A 15,428-nucleotide genomic window follows, 5' to 3' on the forward strand; every position below is an offset into this window, starting at 1 on the left:
CCGATAGCGGGACCCCGGATCAAGTCCGGGGTGACCAAGAACGTTGCGATCCGAGCCGTCCGCCCTATCGCGGCCGGACCGCTTCCCACGCCTCGGCAATGTCGGTCAGCGACGCGGCGGCGTTCAGGAACGGCTGGGCATCCTGCCCGATGCTCGCATTGACGATCTGCTCGCGCAGGCCGGTGTAGAGCCGCGACAGCGTCTGCGACAGGTCGCCGCCCTTTTCGTAATCCAGGCCGGCTTCGAGCGCGAACAGGATCGCGGTCGCGCGGGTCACCCGTTCGCCCTTCATCGCATATTGGCGATTATTGGTCGCCCAGGCGGCGGAGCGCAGCGCGCGGATCGCTTCCTCGTACAGCAGCGACACCAAAGCATGCGGATCGGCGCCGCCGGTGCGGGCGGCCAGGTCGACCGAGCGATAGGTCTGGGCGGGATCGCCCGCCAGAGCGGTGGCATAGCGGGTCATTATTCGCTCCGCGTCCACATCTTGATCTGGTTTTCCATGAAGGTCTGCTGTGCCTTGTACGCGGCGACCCGCGCTTCCGACGCCGCGAATTGCTGCGTCATGCGGGTGGAGGTCGCCTCGGTCTGTTCGGCGACCTTGGCCTGTTCCTTGGCGAGCGCGCCCTGCGCCTCGGCATAGCGCTTGTCGCTGGCGCCCAGCCCCAGCGTGGTGCTCTTGGCGGTGGCCGCGATCCGGTTGAGCGCGGCGGGCAGGCTCTTGCCGGTGGTGCCGTCGCTGCCGGTCGCGGCGGCGAACATCGCCTCGACCGCATCGGGATTGTTGGCGATGGCGGAGGCGAGCAGCGTCTTGTCGACCCGCAGCGTCCCGTCATTGTTCGTCGCCACGCCGATCGCCGCCAGCGTGGTCGGGGTGCCGTCGGTCTTGCCGGTCAGGTCGGCGCTGGTCAGCTTCTGCAACGACCGCTTCATCGCCTGCGCCGCCGGGTCGGCGCGCAGGTCGCCGGTGATCGCATCGGTCGCCTTGTTCACCGACGCCAGCATCTCGTTATATGCCGCGACGACATTGTTCACCGCTTCGGTCAGCGCCTCGGTCGGCTTGGACGAACTCAGCGTCACCGGGCCATCGGTCGTCACCGCCTTCAATTCCAGCGTGACGCCGTCCGCGCCGGTGATCTTGTTGGACGCGCTGACCATCGGCACGCCGTCGATGCTGAACACCGCGTTGCCCGCCCGGGTCACCACTTCGGCACCATCGGTCGTGCTGCTGTCGAAATCGACGTTCAGCCGTTCGAGGCCCGGCGAGACGCTGCCGCTGTCGGGTGTCGCGGTCAGGGTGAATGCCTGGTTCGCGCCATCGGTGCTGCGCAGCACGAGCCGCTGGCCATTGGCGTCGGTCACGACGCTGGCGGTGACGCCCGCCTTGGCGGCGGTGATCTTGTCGGCGACCTTCTGCAGCGACGCCGCGTCGCTCGACGTGATGGTGATCGGCGGGATGGTCGTGCCGTTCGCGGCGAAGGTGCCGTCCTCCTTCACGCTGCCCAGTTTCAGCTGGAGCGTGCCGGTGCCGACCGATCCGGTGGTGCTGAACGATTCCTTGGTCACTGCGACCTGCGGCGTGGCGAGCCGGGCGACGCTGACGCTGGCGTTCAGGCTTGCGACCGTCGCACCCTTGGCGGTCGACACCTTCACCGCCGCGCTGCTGCTGGTCAGCTGGGTGGTCAGCCCGCCGCTTTCGGACAGGGTGGTGAGCGCGCTGGCAAATCCGGTGATGCCCGATTTCAGTTCGGACACGGCGGACACCTGCGCGGTCAGCGTTTCGGCCTGCCGGGTCAGCCGGGCGTTCTTGTTGGCGAACTGCGCCTCGACCAGGCTCTTGACCAGCGCGGCGGTGTCGACGCCCGATCCCGCGCCCAATGCGTTGGCGAGGTTGGGGGTGGTCGCCTTGGTCGTGGTCGTCGTCTTGGCCGTGGTGGCGGTGGCCGTCGCACTGCTCGTCGTGATCGCCATCGTGGGTCCCCGGTCCGTCTCCCCCATCGAACGGCACCGTGGCCTGAATCTTTAGGGGTTTTTTACCGCAAGATTGCCGTTCTCGTCATAGCGCGCCTCGGGCGGCACGGTCACCGGCGGCTGGATGCCGCCCGCCTGCCGGTTGACCCCCATGACGAAGGCGAGGACGGTGGCGATCGCAAGGTACAGGTCGTCGCGGATCTCCTGCCCCTGGCGGCTGGTGTAATAGACGGCGCGGGCGAGCTGCGGATATTCAAGCATCGGCACCTTGGCCTCCGCCGCCAGCTCGCGAATGGCGAGGGCGGTCGCCCCGCGTCCCTTGGCCACCACCACCGGCACCTGGTCGCGGCCATGGTCGTAGCGCAGCGCGACCGCGAAGTGCGTCGGGTTGGTCAGAACGACCTGCGCCTCGCCCACCGCCTGCCGGAAGCCGCCCTTCAGGATCTCGTGGCGGCGTTGGCGGATCTGCGCCTTCACATGCGGATCGCCATCGCTTTCCTTATGCTCGTCGCGCACTTCCTGCTTGGTCATCTGCAGGCGCTGCATCCGCTGGAAGATCGCCAGCGGCACGTCGAGGCCCGCGATCAGCACCAGTCCGCCCGCCATCACGAACAGCAGCGTCAGGAACGTGCCGCCGAGATCGCCGACCGCCTGGTCGACATTCGACGACACGAGGCCCACCGAGCTGACGGCCGCTTTCTTCAGCATGACATAGCCGATGGCGCCGAGCAGGACGACCTTCAGCAGCGACTTGCCGAGTTCGATCCAGCCCTGTGTGCCGAAGATGCGCTTCATCCCCGATGCCGGGTTGATCCGCGATCCCTTGGGCGCCAGCGCGCCGCCGTTGAAGCGGATGCCGGTCAGCCCCGCCTGCGCAAGGATGCTGGCCGAGACGGCGAGCGCGAGGATACCGCCCAGCGACGGCAGCAATTTCCACCCCGCCTCGACCAGCGGGCGCCAGGGCTGGAAATCCTCCACATCGGCGCGGCCGAAACTGAAACTGGCGGTCATGATCGCCTTGCAGGCGCCCACCAGCGAGGGGCCGAGCAGCGCGAGCCATGCACAGCCGGCCAGGATGACGAGCGCCGCGCCCAGTTCCTTGGACTTGAGGATGTCGCCGTCTTCGCGCGCCTTGTCGAGGCGCTTCTGGGTTGGGCTTTCGGTTTTGTCCTCGCTCACCGCACGCCTCCCAGCACCAGCGTATTGGCGGCGTCCAGCGCCTCCTGCACGATGACCAGCATATAGTCGGTCATCGCCGGCAAGGCGACGAACAAGGCGACGACCCCGACGAACAGGCTGGCGGGCAGGCCGACCGCGAACAGGTTGAGCGCGGGCGCCGAGCGCGACAGCATCCCCATGACGAGGTTGAGGCACAGCAGCAGGAAGCCAACGGGCAGGGCGAGGAGCAACCCCGACAGGAACGCATAGCCGCCGAAGATCGCGATATTCTCCAGCTTGGCGGGCGACAGCCACGCGGCACCCGGCGGCAACAGCTCATAGGAGCGCACGATCAGGTCGATCAGCAGCAGATGCCCGTCGAGCGAAAGGAACAGCAGCGTCAGCAGTACCGACAAAAAGGTGCCGAGCGCCGGGCTTTGCGCGCCGTTCTGCGGATCGACCATCGCCGCGAACCCGATGCCCATCGAGATGCCGATGATCTCGGCGGCGATGACGGGTGCGGCGAACGCGATCTGGAGGACGAGGCCGATGGCGAGGCCGACCAGCCCCTCGGCGGCGATGCTGAGGAAGGTGGTCAGCGAAAAGACTTCGGTCGGGATGGCGAAGGGCTGCGCCTTCAGCACCAGCACCGCGATCGCCCCCGACAGCAGCACCCGCACCTGCACCGGCATCGCCACCGCGCCGAACAGCGGCGCGACGATGAACGCCGCCCCGATGCGGACCATGGTGAACAGCAGCGCCCACAGCTGTGGCTCGACGGCGAGGCCGAAGCCTAGCATGGAGAGGATGCCCCCGACGCCATCCAAGCGCGCACCCGTGTCGCCGCGTAGGCGGGGGTACGCCAACGGTAGGTATCGCCCTTGAAGCGCACCCCGGCCTCCGCCGGGGTACGGCTATTTGAGGGCAGGCGAGCCGCCTCACCAAACCCGTCATTCCGGCGACGGCCAGAATCCATTGTGTCCCGCGCCGTCGAGTGACCGCAAACGTCCCTGCATCCATGGATTCCGGCCTCCGCCGGAATGACGGAAGGAGAGCGCGCAAACGTCACCGAACCAGATCCGGAATCCGCTCGAAGATGCTCGTCGTGAAATCGCTGAGCAGCCCGAGGATCATCCCCCCGAACACTGCCAGGCTGATGCCGACCACCGCCAGCTTCGGCACGAACGAAAGCGTCTGTTCGTTGATCGACGTCGCCGCCTGGATCATGCCGAGGATCAGACCCGACAACAGCGCCGGAATCAGGATGGGTGCCGCGACCAGCGCCAGCACCCACATCGCCTCGCGCGCGACGGTCATGAAATAGCCTGCGTCGACCATGGCGTTACGTCCCGAAAGAGGCGGCAAGGCTGCCCATCGTCAGCGCCCAGCCATCGACCAGCACGAACAGCAGCAGTTTGAACGGCAGCGAGATGATCGTCGGCGACAGCATCATCATGCCGAGCGACATGAGCACCGTCGCGACCACCAGATCGATGACGATGAACGGCAGGAAGATCAGGAAGGCGATCTGGAACGCGGTCTTGAGTTCCGATGTGACGAAGGCGGGCAGCAGGATGGTGAACGGCGTGTCGGCCGGCGTCGCGATCGGGCCGATCTTGGCCATCTGCGCGAACATCGTCACGTCCTTGGTCCGGGTCTGCTTCAGCATGAACGAATGGAGCGGCAGGCTGGCCGCCTCGATCATCTGCGTCGATGTGATCTGCCCGGCGGCATAGGGCTTGATCGCCGTCTCGTTGATGCGGCCGATCACCGGCGACATGACGAACAGCGACAGGAACAGCGACAGGCCGATCAGCACCTGGTTGGGCGGCGTCTGTTGCAGGCCCAGCGCCTGGCGCAGCACCGCCAGCACGATGATGATCCGGGTGAAGCTGGTCATCATCAGCAATATGCCGGGCAGGACCGACAACAGCCCCATGATGATGAGGATCTGCAGCGACAGCGCCATCGGCGCGTCGTTCGCCCCGCCCAGTTGCCCCAGCGCCCGGTCGAGCGCATCGGCCGCCCCCGGCGTCGGCGCAGGCGCGGCGGGCGCTCCCTGCGCCATTGCCGGCATGGCGAGGAACAGCATCAGCAAGATGCCCACCACCGCCAGCGCGACTTCGAACCGCCAGTGCGGCAGCGTGCGCGCCGGGCGACGGACCTTCACCGTGTGTGCCGGCACGGTCGCCATCGTCCGCCGGCGCGCGGCGGCGATCGGCGACGGGCGATACCGCATCCGCGCCAGGACCGGCGCGATCTTCCCCCCCGCGAAATTCACTTGTCGCCCCGGTCCAGCAGCGTGACCCCGTTACGGCCGACCGATACCAGCAGCAGCCGGTCGTCGAATTCCAGCACGGCCAGCTTGGTACCGGTCGACACCATCATCGTCTCGCGTACCTTGACCAGCCGTTCGCCCTGATTGCCCGGCATCCGGGCTTCCAGCCGACGCCACAGATACAGACAGCCGATCATCAGCCCGCAGACCAGCGGCAGCAGGATGACCAGCTTCAGGATGTACGACCACATCATCAGCGGCTGACCCGCTTGTCCGGGCTGACCAGTTCGGTCATGCGCACGCCGAAGCGGTCGCCGACGGTCACCACCTCGCCGCGCCCGATCAGCGTGCCGTTGACGAACACGTCGAGCAGTTCGTTGGCGGCGCGGTCCAGCTCGATCACGCTCGATTCGCTCAGCGCCAGCAGTTCGCGCAAGGTGAGCTGCGTCGACCCGATCTCGACGGTCAGGCGGACGTCGACATCCTGCAACAGCTTGAAATTGGCGGCGAGCGACGCTTCGGCGGGGAAGCCGCCGGTCATCTCGTTCATTGGAATTCCTCTTCGAAACCGGGGTCGATGGTGTTGAGCTTGATCGCGGCCTGTCCGTTGGCGGTGCCGACCGTGCCGGTGCCCAGCCGCCGGTTGGATACCCATACCGGCACCTGCGGGCCGAAGCTGATCGGGATGATGTCGCCTTCCTTCAGCTCCAGCAGCATGGCGAGCGACACGACCGGTTCGGCCAGCACCGATCGCACCGGCAGCTTCACCGACATGACCGCACGGGTCAGGCCCGACAGCCATTTGGGATCGGGCGCGCTCTTGCCATGGACCTTGGTCGACAGCTGCGGCGCATGGGGCTTCAGCGCGGCGACGGGATAGAGGATATCGATGAAGGTCGGCTCCGCATCGCCCGCCGCGATGCCGAACCGGGTCGCGATCACCGCGTCCTCGCCATCGATCGCGCCCATCATCGCCGCGTTCGATTCGGGGTTGCCCGGTTCGAAGCTGATGCCCGCCAGCGGTCCCCACGCCTCGCTCAGCGGCTGGGCGATCGCGCCTGCCAGCCGGCGCAGCATCGCCTCGGCCGCCGGGGAAAACTCGATCGGCAGCGGGGAGGGGGCCTCGCCGAACCCGCCGAAGAAGATATCGAGCACTTCGAGCAGGAACGCGCCGTCCAACACGATGATCGCCGGGCTTCCCCCGGTCGACAGCGTAAGCGGCACCCAGCCGGTCAGCCGGTCCTTGCGCCGCGCGGCGATATAGCCCGCGAATCGATCCACCTCGACCGGCTCGGCCCAGCTGCGCACGCCCCGGCGCAGCAGCGGTTCGAACACCTGCCGCATCGACCGCGCCATCCGCGCCGACAGATGCTCCAGCGCGTGGAGATCGCCGAACGGATTGAGGTTCGCCGCGCCGAGCGTCGGGACGTGCGACGCCGCCGGACTCCGGCGGCTCCGTTCGCGGCGCTCGGGCGCGGAGGTGGATGGCGCGTTAACCATGCGCGTTTACTGAACGACAAATTGGGTAAAATAAACGTTACCGATGCCGCCAAAGCCCTCTTTCTGCTCAAGTGTGTCGTTGATGGCCTTTTTGATCCGCAGCGACAGCTGTTTCTTGCCCTCGGCAGTGAACACCTGATCCTCGGTCGTCTCGCCGAGCGCCAGCAGGATCGCCGAGCGAATCGCGATCTCGTGGGTCTTCAGATTGTCGAGGACCTTGTGATCGTAGGAGGTCGAGATGGCGACGCCGACCTGGATGAAATGCGTGCTGTCCGCCAGGTTGGAGGTGAACTCCTTTTCCATCGCGTAATAGCTCGATGCATAGCGGTCACCGCCTTCCATCTCCGGCGTCGGGCGGCCGCCTTCGCCGTTATTGGCCGCGGCCTCGCCGCCGCCTTCACCGCCCTCGCCGCCGCCATGGCCGCCGCCTTCGCCGCCACCCTCGCCGCCGCCGGCGCTCGCCTTCACTTCCTCGGACTTGGGGACCAGCTTGGGCAGGTCCTTCTTGACCTCCTCATGCTCGCCTTCCTTGCCATGCCCGCCGCCGATCAGGCCCGACGAACTGGCATACAGCCCGGCGCCGACGCCGCCGCCCAGCAGGACGATGACGCCCACCGCCATGACGATGATCTTGCCGAGCTTGCCCTTCTTCTTGGCCGGTTTTTCCTCCGGCGCGTCCTTGTCGCTCATGTCATGCTTCCTCAGGCGATACGATCATCGGATCGGGTGGTTTGCGTGTTTGCTTGTGTGGTGGCGGGGCGTGGCGCGCGGGGGGCGGGATTGCCCTGGTCCTGCGCCTGGCGCTGCGATTGCTGCGATCCGACATCGACCTGCATGCCGCCCAGCTTCAGCCCGCGCGCCTCGGCCATCTGGACCAGGCGCGGCTGCGCTTCGGCCAGCAGGCGTCCGGCATCGGCATTGTCGCTGGCGAAGTGGACATGCAGCTTGCCGTCATCACCCATCCGCACCGCCACCTCGACATCGCCCAGAGCGTCCGGCGACAGGCGGATGCGCGTTTCGCCGCTATTGCTGGCGCTCGATTCGCGCAGCGTCTGGATGCGGTCGATCATCCCCTCGACCCATTGCGGCTGGCGGGTGTCGAGCGTCGGCTGGGCGGCGTGCGACGTGGGCGCGACCGGACGCAGCACGGCGGCGTCGGCGGCTTGCGGCGCGCCGGTCGTCGGAACCGACAGGTCGTCGTCGCGCCGCGGGCGCGGGGCGAGCGTGTCGGCATCGACCGGTGCCACGTCGATCGCTGCCACGGCATCCGGCACCGGAGCGGGGGCGAGGCGGGTGATTGGCGTCGTCGCGGGTGCGGCGGCCGGCGCATCGACGGCATGGCGGACGGTCGTACCGTCGACCTTCGCCTCGACCACCGGAGCGGTATCGCTCGGCTGGGTCCGCGCGACGCGCATGACCGGGGGCGTTGCCGGCGCGACGGTCGGCGCATCGATCGCAGCGTGGACGGTCGTGCCATCGACCGTCACCCCAACCACCGGCGCGGTATCGCTCGGCTGGGCGGGCGCGAGGCGGGTGACCGGCGCGCTGTTCGGGACCGGCTGCGCTGCGGGCGCGGCGACCAGCGTGACCGAGGCGGCGGCTTCGCCGTTGATCGGCGCGCGATCGGCCTGCACGGCTTCGCGCGACGTAACCGGCGTGGCGTCCGGCAGCGATGCCGTTGCCGGCATAGCGGACCTGATCGGCTGCGATTCGGCACGTGCGACCGGCGGCACGGACGCGGGCGTCGTTTCCGCCAACGGGCGGAGGGTTGGGGCAGTGCGTCGGGCTTCAACGGCAATATCGGCGACAACGGCGTCAGTGACCACCGGACGAAGCTCCGCGGCATCCGGCAACGGAACCGATGCCACGATCGCCTCGCCCGCCGCAGTGCCCGCCGGTCGCACGGCTATCGCGATCGGATCAGCGACGAGGGACGGCGTCGGCCGTGGTTGGATCACGTCGCCCGGAACGGCTTGCGGAATGGCGACGGCCTCGCTCGGCAGCACGACCGGGCGAGCCGGGATCGATGCCGAACGCGCAGCCTCGGGCGGGCGACTGCCGTCGGTCGCGACCAACGGACGCGTGCGCGGTGCGGCGAGGTCGGCCGGCGGCTGGCGCAACGGCATCGACTCGACCGCGACCGCGACCATGTCCGCCGCGTCGGAAACGGGGGAGGCAACCGCTTGGGCGTCGGCAGAGGGCGCAGGCGACACGGCAGGCGCCGATGTTGCGGACACGACCGGCGACGCGACCGGTCGGGTATCGACGGCATCGCGCGATGCGACGGATTGCAGGGGCATCTGCGCTGCCGACACGCCCGGCCGCGCAGGCGGTGCGGCATCGCCGGCAACCGGCTTCGCCGCCATCGGTGCGGCGTCGTCGGTTGCTTGCGGCACGACGACATGGACCGGCACGACTCGGTCGGTGTCGAGCGGCGTCACAACGCCCACGGTCGGATCGGCGGTGCCGGTCGGTGGGGCAGGCACCTGCGCCATAGCGGGAGCCGCAGCGGCACCCCGTTTCGCCATCCGCATCGGTGGAGTCGCGGCAGCGGGTTCCGCCGCGACGACCTGCCCCTGTTCGATGACCACCGCCGCCGTTGCGTCCTGCCGCGCCGGCACTGGCCGTTCGGCGATCGGCGGGGCGGGCGGCAGGAGGATTGCCTCCCCCGGCTCGGGCGTCGGCTGGGGCGCGGGCAGAGCCACTTCGCCCTGTGCCGCCGGCTGGTCCGGTTCGTCCGCCTCGTCCTCGCCGGGAAGCGGCACTGCGTCGTGCGGCGGGGTTTCAGACCGCTTCACACGCGGCTGGGGTGCGGCGAAGCGGGTCGGCACCGGCATCGGCAGGGTACGCAGCGCGACATCCTCGGTACGCGGCGGGGCTTCGACCGTCTCTTCCTCAGGCAACACGCTCGCCAGCACGCCGATCGCTGCCGTCGCCGCCAGCACCGGCGCGACCGCCGGCTTGGCGACGGGCGCGTCCGCCTCGACCGGGAGCATCAGCACCGCCTCGGTCGCCGAGGCCGGCAGGGGCGGCGTGACCGCGGGTGCCGCGACGACGGGCATCTCGACCAAGGCGACCGGGGCGGCAATCGCCACCGGCAATCCGTTGCCGCCCAGGGCAGCCGCCTGCCGCTCGACCGGGCCGGTCGCAACTGCCGCATCCCCCGCCGGCACCATGTCCGCGATCAACGCGGCGAAGTCGCCCGCCGGCGATCCGACAAGCGGCATCACCTGCATCGCAAGCGGGGAGGTGGTGCTGGAAAGGGCCGAGAGAAGCTGCATAGGTCGATCCGTCAAGCGTTCGACCGGTCGATCAGCAAGGATCGTGCCGATTGGGCCGACGGACCGGCGGCGCGTTTTCCAGCGCGCGCAATTCCCGCAGCGCGCGGGCGGCATGGGCGCGCTCCAGCAGCTTTTCGACCGCGCTCTGGTCGCGCTTGGCGGCCATCGTCGCCGACCGGGCGCGGGTCAGGCCGTCATCGGCCTGCGCCACGCGATGCTCGACCACCCGCGCGGTCGCATGCAGCTTTTCGCGATAATGGGCGGCGGCGCCCAGCGTCTGTGCGCTGGCGCTCGGCGTCGGCACCGGCGACACCGCCTGCGCCAGATTGAGGATACGGTCGCGCAGCGCGATCTCTTCCGCCACGCGGGCGGCGGCGCGCGCCTCCTCGGCTTGCGTCAGGTTCAGCTGCATGGTGCGCACGCGCAGCACGCGGGCGAGGCGCTTGGCCTTTTCAGCCACCGAACACACCCACCAGCTCGGCGACGGCATCGTCCAGCGACACGACCTCGTCCGAATCCTGCTTCACATATTCCATGACCGCCGGATGCGCCGCCAGCGCCCCGTCGATCGCCGGATCGGTGCCGGGGCGATAGGCGCCCATCAGCACCAGATCGCGATTTTCCTCATACGTCGCCAGATGCCGGCGCAGCACCCGCGCGGCGGCCAGATGCGGCTTGTCGGCAATGTCGGTCATCACCCGGCTGACCGAGGGTCCCAGGTCGATCGCCGGATAGACGCCGCGCTCGGCCAGCTGACGGCTCAGCACGATATGCCCATCGAGGATCGAGCGCGCCGAATCGACCACCGGATCGCTGTTATCGTCGCCATCGGCCAGCACGGTATAGATCGCCGTGATCGACCCGCCGGTGCGCACGCAGGTGCCCGCCCGCTCGATCAGCCCCGGCAGCATCGCGATGGCCGAGGGCGGATAGCCGCGTGCCGACGCCGGCTCGCCCAGCGCCAGCCCGATCTCACGGCCGGCATGGGCGACGCGGGTCAGCGAATCGATGATGAGCAGGACCTTCTTGCCCTGTTCGCGAAACGCCTCGGCAATCGCGGTCGCGCGCAGCGCCCCGCGGATGCGCAGCACGGGCGAATGATTGGCCGGCACCGCGACCACGACCGACCGCGCCCGCGCATCGCCCTTCAGCTTGGTTTCGAGGAAGTCGGACACCTCGCGGCTGCGCTCGCCGATCAGCCCGACGACGATCACGTCGGCCTTGGCGGCGCGGACCATCATGCCCAGCAGCACCGACTTGCCGACGCCGGAGCCAGCCATGATGCCGACGCGCTGGCCCTGACCGATGGTCAGCAGCCCGTTGATCGCGCGCACGCCGACATCCATCGGCTCCAGCACGCGGCCCCGGTCCAGCGGCGACTGGATACGCCCCGCGAGCGGCCAGCGGCCCGCACCCCGGATCGGCCCCTTGCCGTCGATCGGCTTGCCCGCGCCATCGACCACCCGGCCGAGCATCGCGTCGCCGACCTCGGCCTCGCCCGGCTTGTCGCCCGGCCGCACCAGCGCACCGGGCAGCAGCGGTGCCGGGCCGCCCAGGTTCATCATCAGCGTCCGGCCGTTGCGGAAACCGATTGCCTCCGCCTCGACCATGCCGCCATCGCCGGTGCCGACCTGGCACACGGTCCCGACCGGTAGCGACAGCCCGACCGCTTCCATCAACAGCCCGTCATAGCTGGCGAGCTTGCCCGCCACCCGCGCGCGCGGACGGAAGTCGGTCGGGGCCAGCGCGCCCAGATAGTTTTCGGCGAAACGGTTCAGCATCAGCGGGGCACCGGTACGGTTTCGATTTCCGCGCCAAGCTGTTCCAGCCACAGCGACGGGCCATCCTCGACCACGGTCGAGGCGGATTCGAGGATGAAGCCGCCGCGCTCGACATGGGCGTCGGCGACCGGGAACACCGCCTTGGGCAGCTTGCCCTCGACCAGCGGCACATCCGCTTCGTGCATGCGCAGGATCGCGGATTCGGCGCCATCGGCCAGCAGGTCGGCGGCGGCGTCGATCCGTTCGATCAGGTGGTTGGCTGATACGCCGACCTCGCCCACGATCTGCCGCACCAGCGTCAGCACCGTCTCGCGCAGCCGCGCGGCCATCGCCTCGCGGTCGATATGGGTCGCGGCGCCCAGCGCTTCGGCCAGCTTCGCCAGCAGCGCATGGTCGCGCGCCGTGTCGGACTGGCTGGCAGCGGCCGCCGCGGCCAGCCCCTCGGCATAGCCCGCCGCATGCGCCTCTGCGACCGGATCGAGCGCGTGGACGCTGTCGTCCACCACCGCGCTGAACGGGTCCCATCCCTCGGTCGGGTTGGCATCGGGATCGGCCGGGCGGAAATGCTTCGGGCCGACCGGCTGCTGGGCAGCGGCGGTCGCGCCGGAATCGGCCGGACGAACCGGCACGACGCCGGTCGCCGCGAACGGATCGGGCGTACCGAAGGCGCGGGCCAGGATGTCCGCCGCCGCGACATGGCGGCTGGCGAAGCCGGCGACGAAGCCGTTGGCGGGGGCGGGGGAGGCGGCGCTCTCAAACATAATCGTCGTCGCCGCCGCCCATCATGATCGTCCCGTCCTTGGCCAGGTTGCGCGCGACGGTGATGACGCCTTTCTGCGCATCGAGCACCTCGGCCAGCTTCATCGGGCCGCGTGCCTCCATCTCGTCGCGAATGCCGTCGGCGGCGCGCGCCGACATGCAGCCGAGGAAGCGGTTGCGCGCATTCTCGTCCACGCCCTTGAGCGCCCGGACCAGCAGGTCGCTGTCGACGTTGCGGATCAGTACGCCCAGATTCTTGTCGTCCATCTCCAGCAGATTGTCGAAGACGAACAGCTGGTCCTCGATCTGGCGGGCGATGTCGCGGTCGATCTTGGCCAGCTTGGGCATGACCCGCGTCTCGGTCGCCTTGCGGCCCGACGACAGGATTTTCGCGGCATCCTTCGCCCCGCCCAGCTGCACGCCGGTGCCGCTGGTGCGACCGGTCGAGCGGCGCGCGACCATCGACTTCAGCGTATCGATCGCCTCGGGCGTGATCGGGCCCAGCTTGGCGATACGGTGCAGAATCTGCGGCTGCGACGCTTCGGGCAGTCCTTCGAGCACCTGCGCCGCGACGCTCGGGTCGAGGTTGGCGAGCAGGACGGCAGCGATCTGCGGATGCTCGTCCTTGATCAGGCTGACGATCTCGGCCGCATCCATCCAGTCGAGCAGCTCGATCTGGCACGCGGTCTCGACCGGCGTGATCTTGGCCAGCACGCTCTCCGCCTTGTCCTGGCCCAGCGCCTTGTTCATCACCGTTTCGATGTGCGGGCGCGGATCGAAGCCGACCGTGGTGCGCTCGCGCGCCTTCTCGACGAAATCGTCGAGCACCACCGACACCTCGTCCTCGCTGACATCGGCGACGCTGAACATCGCCTTGCCCAGCTGCTGCACCTCTTCGGGTTCCAGCTTCTGCAGGATGGCGGCGGCTTCCTCCTCGCCGACCAGCATCATCAGGACGGCGGCGCGCTCGACGCCGCTCTGGATACGGACGGGGGCGTTCACTGCTTGGTATCCGACTGGATCATGTCACGAATGGCGAGCGCGGCGCGCGTCGGATTGTCGCGCGTGAAGCCACGGACGAGGCCGACCCGGTCGTCGTAATTCTGCGCGGTTTCCAGCATCTCCATGCTGACCGGCGCTGGTCCGGCGGGGGCGTTGAGCGCGGCCTGCGCGGCAGCTTCGGCGGCGGCGACGCGGGCGGTCTCGGCGGCGGCATCGGCCTTGCGCCGCTCGTTGATCGCCTTGACCATCGGGCGGACGCCCATGAAAAGCACCAGCAGCGCGATGATGAGCGCGGTGCCGTTGCGCGCCGCCATCGGCACCCAGTCGGCATCGTACCACGGGCGGGCGACGTCGCCGGCGACCGCCTCGGGCGAGAACTTGCGGCTGATGACCGTCACCGTGTCCTGGCGCTGCTGGTTATAGCCGACCGCCGCCTTCACGAGGTCGTTGATCTGCTGGATTTCGGCCGGGGTACGCGGCTTGGCGCCTTCGGGTTCGCGCAGCAGCACGGCGACCGACAGGCGACGGATCGATCCCGGCGCGGCGCGGGTCACCGACACTTCCTTGCCCAGGTCATAGGCGCGGCTGAAATTCTCGGTGGTCTTGACCGGCGGGGTGGCGCCGGGCGCGGTGCCGGGCTGCACCGTCGCACCCGCCGGACCCGGGGTCGCGGTCGCCAGCGTGGAGGCGGCGGGCGGGGTGTTGCTCAGCGCGCCGGGCACGCCGCCGGGGGCGGTTTCGCCGGGCGTGTTGCCGGCCCAGTTGCCCTGTTCGGCGCGGACGACGCCCTGCTTGTCATAGCTTTCGCGCGTCGCCTGGCTCTGGTCCAGATCGACATCGGCCTGGATCTCGGCCGAGAAATTGCCGGCGCCCAGCAGCGGGGTCAGCAGCGTGTTGAGCTGCGCGCGATACTTGTCCTCGATACGGCGCTGATAATCGATCCGCTCGTCCGACAGGGTCGATCCTTCCGACCCGTCGGTCGGCTTGCTCAGCAGCGCGCCCATCTGGTCGATGATCGTCACCTGATCGGCCTTCATCCCCGGCATCGAGGAGGCGACGAGGTTGACGATCGAACGGACCTGCGCCTGGGTCAGGCTGCGGCCGGGTTCGAGGCGGACGATGACCGAGGCGGAGGGCTGCGCATTGTCGCGCACGAACACCGAGCTTTCGGGCATCGCCAGGTGGACGCGCGCATCCGCCACCGATTCGATCTCGCCGATCGACTTGGCCAGTTCGGTCTCGCGCGCCTGGCGCAGCCGCTCGCCCTCGACGGCGCGCGACACGCCCATCGGCAGCTGGTCGAGGATCGCATAGCCGCCCGGCGCCGCCTTGGGCAGGCCCTGTCCGGCCAGCAAAATCCGCGCGCGGTGATAATCGTCCTCGGCGACGGTGATGCCGCCCGAATCGTCCACGCTGCTGCTGATCTTCGCCGCGCCCAGCGCGTCGACGACCGCCTGCTTGTCGCTGTCGGGCAGCGACGGGAACAACGTGCGCTGCGGCGGAGTGGCGAGCGCCATCCACGCCAGCGCCGCCGACAGCACCAGCCCGACGACGAAGATCATCGGCAGGCTGCGCTTGACGGCGGGTTGCTTCATCAGCCCGCCGATCTGGGTCAGCGGGTTAGCGAATTTGGCGGGCGCTGCGGGGGCGGGGGCGGGAACGCCGCCTGCACCGGTGGTGGCGAGAGCGTTTTCCATA

The 15,428-nt window shown here is 69.1% G+C and carries 16 protein-coding genes; all 16 read right to left on the reverse strand.

All coding sequences use genetic code 11. The features are described 5' to 3' along the window. Positions 1–64: 64 nt before the first annotated feature. The 16 genes from fliS to fliF all read right to left on the reverse strand — a co-directional run bounded on the left by fliS (position 65) and on the right by fliF (position 15,427). Positions 65–466: a flagellar export chaperone FliS gene (fliS, locus tag PPZ50_RS05285; RefSeq protein WP_066693785.1), complete on the reverse strand. Its 402-nt coding sequence runs from the start codon at positions 464–466 to the stop codon at positions 65–67. Continuing rightward, complete coding sequence (gene fliD, locus PPZ50_RS05290; RefSeq protein WP_066693782.1) at positions 466–1,971, reverse strand: flagellar filament capping protein FliD; 1,506 nt, start codon at positions 1,969–1,971, stop codon at positions 466–468. The genes fliS and fliD overlap by 1 nt, the downstream gene beginning before the upstream one ends. Positions 1,972–2,022: 51 nt before the next feature. Further along, a complete protein-coding gene (locus PPZ50_RS05295; protein ID WP_126012997.1) occupies positions 2,023–3,150 on the reverse strand; it encodes an EscU/YscU/HrcU family type III secretion system export apparatus switch protein in 1,128 nt (375 codons plus the stop codon). Next, positions 3,147–3,929, reverse strand: coding sequence for a flagellar biosynthetic protein FliR (gene fliR, locus PPZ50_RS05300; protein ID WP_066693777.1), 783 nt, complete (start codon positions 3,927–3,929; stop codon positions 3,147–3,149). Before fliR ends, PPZ50_RS05295 begins: the two co-directional genes overlap by 4 nt. A gap of 265 nt (positions 3,930–4,194) precedes the next feature. Continuing rightward, the gene (fliQ, locus tag PPZ50_RS05305) at positions 4,195–4,467 is read right to left on the reverse strand and encodes a flagellar biosynthesis protein FliQ (RefSeq protein ID WP_055788675.1); all 273 of its coding nucleotides are present in this window, start codon (positions 4,465–4,467) and stop codon (positions 4,195–4,197) included. Between the two features lie 4 nt (positions 4,468–4,471). Continuing rightward, on the reverse strand, positions 4,472–5,323 hold the full coding sequence (gene fliP, locus PPZ50_RS05310) for a flagellar type III secretion system pore protein FliP (RefSeq protein WP_084401817.1): 852 nt from the start codon (positions 5,321–5,323) through the stop codon (positions 4,472–4,474). A gap of 83 nt (positions 5,324–5,406) precedes the next feature. Next, positions 5,407–5,661: a FliO/MopB family protein gene (locus PPZ50_RS05315; protein ID WP_066693775.1), complete on the reverse strand. Its 255-nt coding sequence runs from the start codon at positions 5,659–5,661 to the stop codon at positions 5,407–5,409. Then, on the reverse strand, positions 5,661–5,957 hold the full coding sequence (gene fliN / locus PPZ50_RS05320) for a flagellar motor switch protein FliN (RefSeq protein ID WP_055758402.1): 297 nt from the start codon (positions 5,955–5,957) through the stop codon (positions 5,661–5,663). The genes PPZ50_RS05315 and fliN overlap by 1 nt, the downstream gene beginning before the upstream one ends. Next, positions 5,954–6,907, reverse strand: a complete 954-nt coding sequence (locus PPZ50_RS05325; RefSeq protein ID WP_066693773.1) for a flagellar motor switch protein FliM — start codon at positions 6,905–6,907, stop codon at positions 5,954–5,956. Before PPZ50_RS05325 ends, fliN begins: the two co-directional genes overlap by 4 nt. A 6-nt stretch (positions 6,908–6,913) precedes the next feature. Then, positions 6,914–7,597, reverse strand: coding sequence for a flagellar basal body-associated FliL family protein (locus PPZ50_RS05330; RefSeq protein ID WP_066693771.1), 684 nt, complete (start codon positions 7,595–7,597; stop codon positions 6,914–6,916). Between the two features lie 11 nt (positions 7,598–7,608). Then, on the reverse strand, positions 7,609–10,188 hold the full coding sequence (locus PPZ50_RS05335; RefSeq protein ID WP_272815733.1) for a flagellar hook-length control protein FliK: 2,580 nt from the start codon (positions 10,186–10,188) through the stop codon (positions 7,609–7,611). 31 nt (positions 10,189–10,219) lie between these two features. Further along, positions 10,220–10,648 (reverse strand): hypothetical protein, encoded by a 429-nt coding sequence (locus PPZ50_RS05340; protein WP_232308057.1) that lies wholly within the window; start codon positions 10,646–10,648, stop codon positions 10,220–10,222. Further along, complete coding sequence (locus PPZ50_RS05345; RefSeq protein ID WP_066693764.1) at positions 10,641–11,969, reverse strand: FliI/YscN family ATPase; 1,329 nt, start codon at positions 11,967–11,969, stop codon at positions 10,641–10,643. Before PPZ50_RS05345 ends, PPZ50_RS05340 begins: the two co-directional genes overlap by 8 nt. Beyond that, positions 11,969–12,730: a FliH/SctL family protein gene (locus tag PPZ50_RS05350; RefSeq protein WP_066693762.1), complete on the reverse strand. Its 762-nt coding sequence runs from the start codon at positions 12,728–12,730 to the stop codon at positions 11,969–11,971. Before PPZ50_RS05350 ends, PPZ50_RS05345 begins: the two co-directional genes overlap by 1 nt. Further along, positions 12,723–13,730 carry a flagellar motor switch protein FliG gene (gene fliG / locus PPZ50_RS05355; protein ID WP_066693760.1) on the reverse strand — a complete coding sequence of 336 codons (1,008 nt, stop codon included), beginning with the start codon at positions 13,728–13,730 and terminating at the stop codon, positions 12,723–12,725. The genes PPZ50_RS05350 and fliG overlap by 8 nt, the downstream gene beginning before the upstream one ends. Then, positions 13,727–15,427 carry a flagellar basal-body MS-ring/collar protein FliF gene (gene fliF / locus PPZ50_RS05360; RefSeq protein ID WP_066693758.1) on the reverse strand — a complete coding sequence of 567 codons (1,701 nt, stop codon included), beginning with the start codon at positions 15,425–15,427 and terminating at the stop codon, positions 13,727–13,729. Before fliF ends, fliG begins: the two co-directional genes overlap by 4 nt. Position 15,428 lies beyond the last annotated feature (1 nt).

Source organism: Sphingomonas hankookensis (assembly GCF_028551275.1).
GTDB lineage: Bacteria > Pseudomonadota > Alphaproteobacteria > Sphingomonadales > Sphingomonadaceae > Sphingomonas > Sphingomonas hankookensis_A.

Bases quoted from the DNA above. Each gene is read 5' to 3' on its own strand.
- fliS (WP_066693785.1), bottom strand. From the start codon at position 466: ATGACCCGCTATGCCACCGCTCTGGCGGGCGATCCCGCCCAGACCTAT.
- fliD (WP_066693782.1), bottom strand. From the start codon at position 1,971: ATGGCGATCACGACGAGCAGTGCGACGGCCACCGCCACCACGGCCAAG.
- fliR (WP_066693777.1), bottom strand. From the start codon at position 3,929: ATGCTAGGCTTCGGCCTCGCCGTCGAGCCACAGCTGTGGGCGCTGCTG.
- fliQ (WP_055788675.1), bottom strand. From the start codon at position 4,467: ATGGTCGACGCAGGCTATTTCATGACCGTCGCGCGCGAGGCGATGTGG.
- fliP (WP_084401817.1), bottom strand. From the start codon at position 5,323: ATGGCGACCGTGCCGGCACACACGGTGAAGGTCCGTCGCCCGGCGCGC.
- PPZ50_RS05315 (WP_066693775.1), bottom strand. From the start codon at position 5,661: ATGATGTGGTCGTACATCCTGAAGCTGGTCATCCTGCTGCCGCTGGTC.
- fliN (WP_055758402.1), bottom strand. From the start codon at position 5,957: ATGAACGAGATGACCGGCGGCTTCCCCGCCGAAGCGTCGCTCGCCGCC.
- PPZ50_RS05325 (WP_066693773.1), bottom strand. From the start codon at position 6,907: ATGGTTAACGCGCCATCCACCTCCGCGCCCGAGCGCCGCGAACGGAGC.
- PPZ50_RS05330 (WP_066693771.1), bottom strand. From the start codon at position 7,597: ATGAGCGACAAGGACGCGCCGGAGGAAAAACCGGCCAAGAAGAAGGGC.
- PPZ50_RS05335 (WP_272815733.1), bottom strand. From the start codon at position 10,188: ATGCAGCTTCTCTCGGCCCTTTCCAGCACCACCTCCCCGCTTGCGATG.
- PPZ50_RS05345 (WP_066693764.1), bottom strand. From the start codon at position 11,969: ATGCTGAACCGTTTCGCCGAAAACTATCTGGGCGCGCTGGCCCCGACC.
- PPZ50_RS05350 (WP_066693762.1), bottom strand. From the start codon at position 12,730: ATGTTTGAGAGCGCCGCCTCCCCCGCCCCCGCCAACGGCTTCGTCGCC.
- fliF (WP_066693758.1), bottom strand. From the start codon at position 15,427: ATGGAAAACGCTCTCGCCACCACCGGTGCAGGCGGCGTTCCCGCCCCC.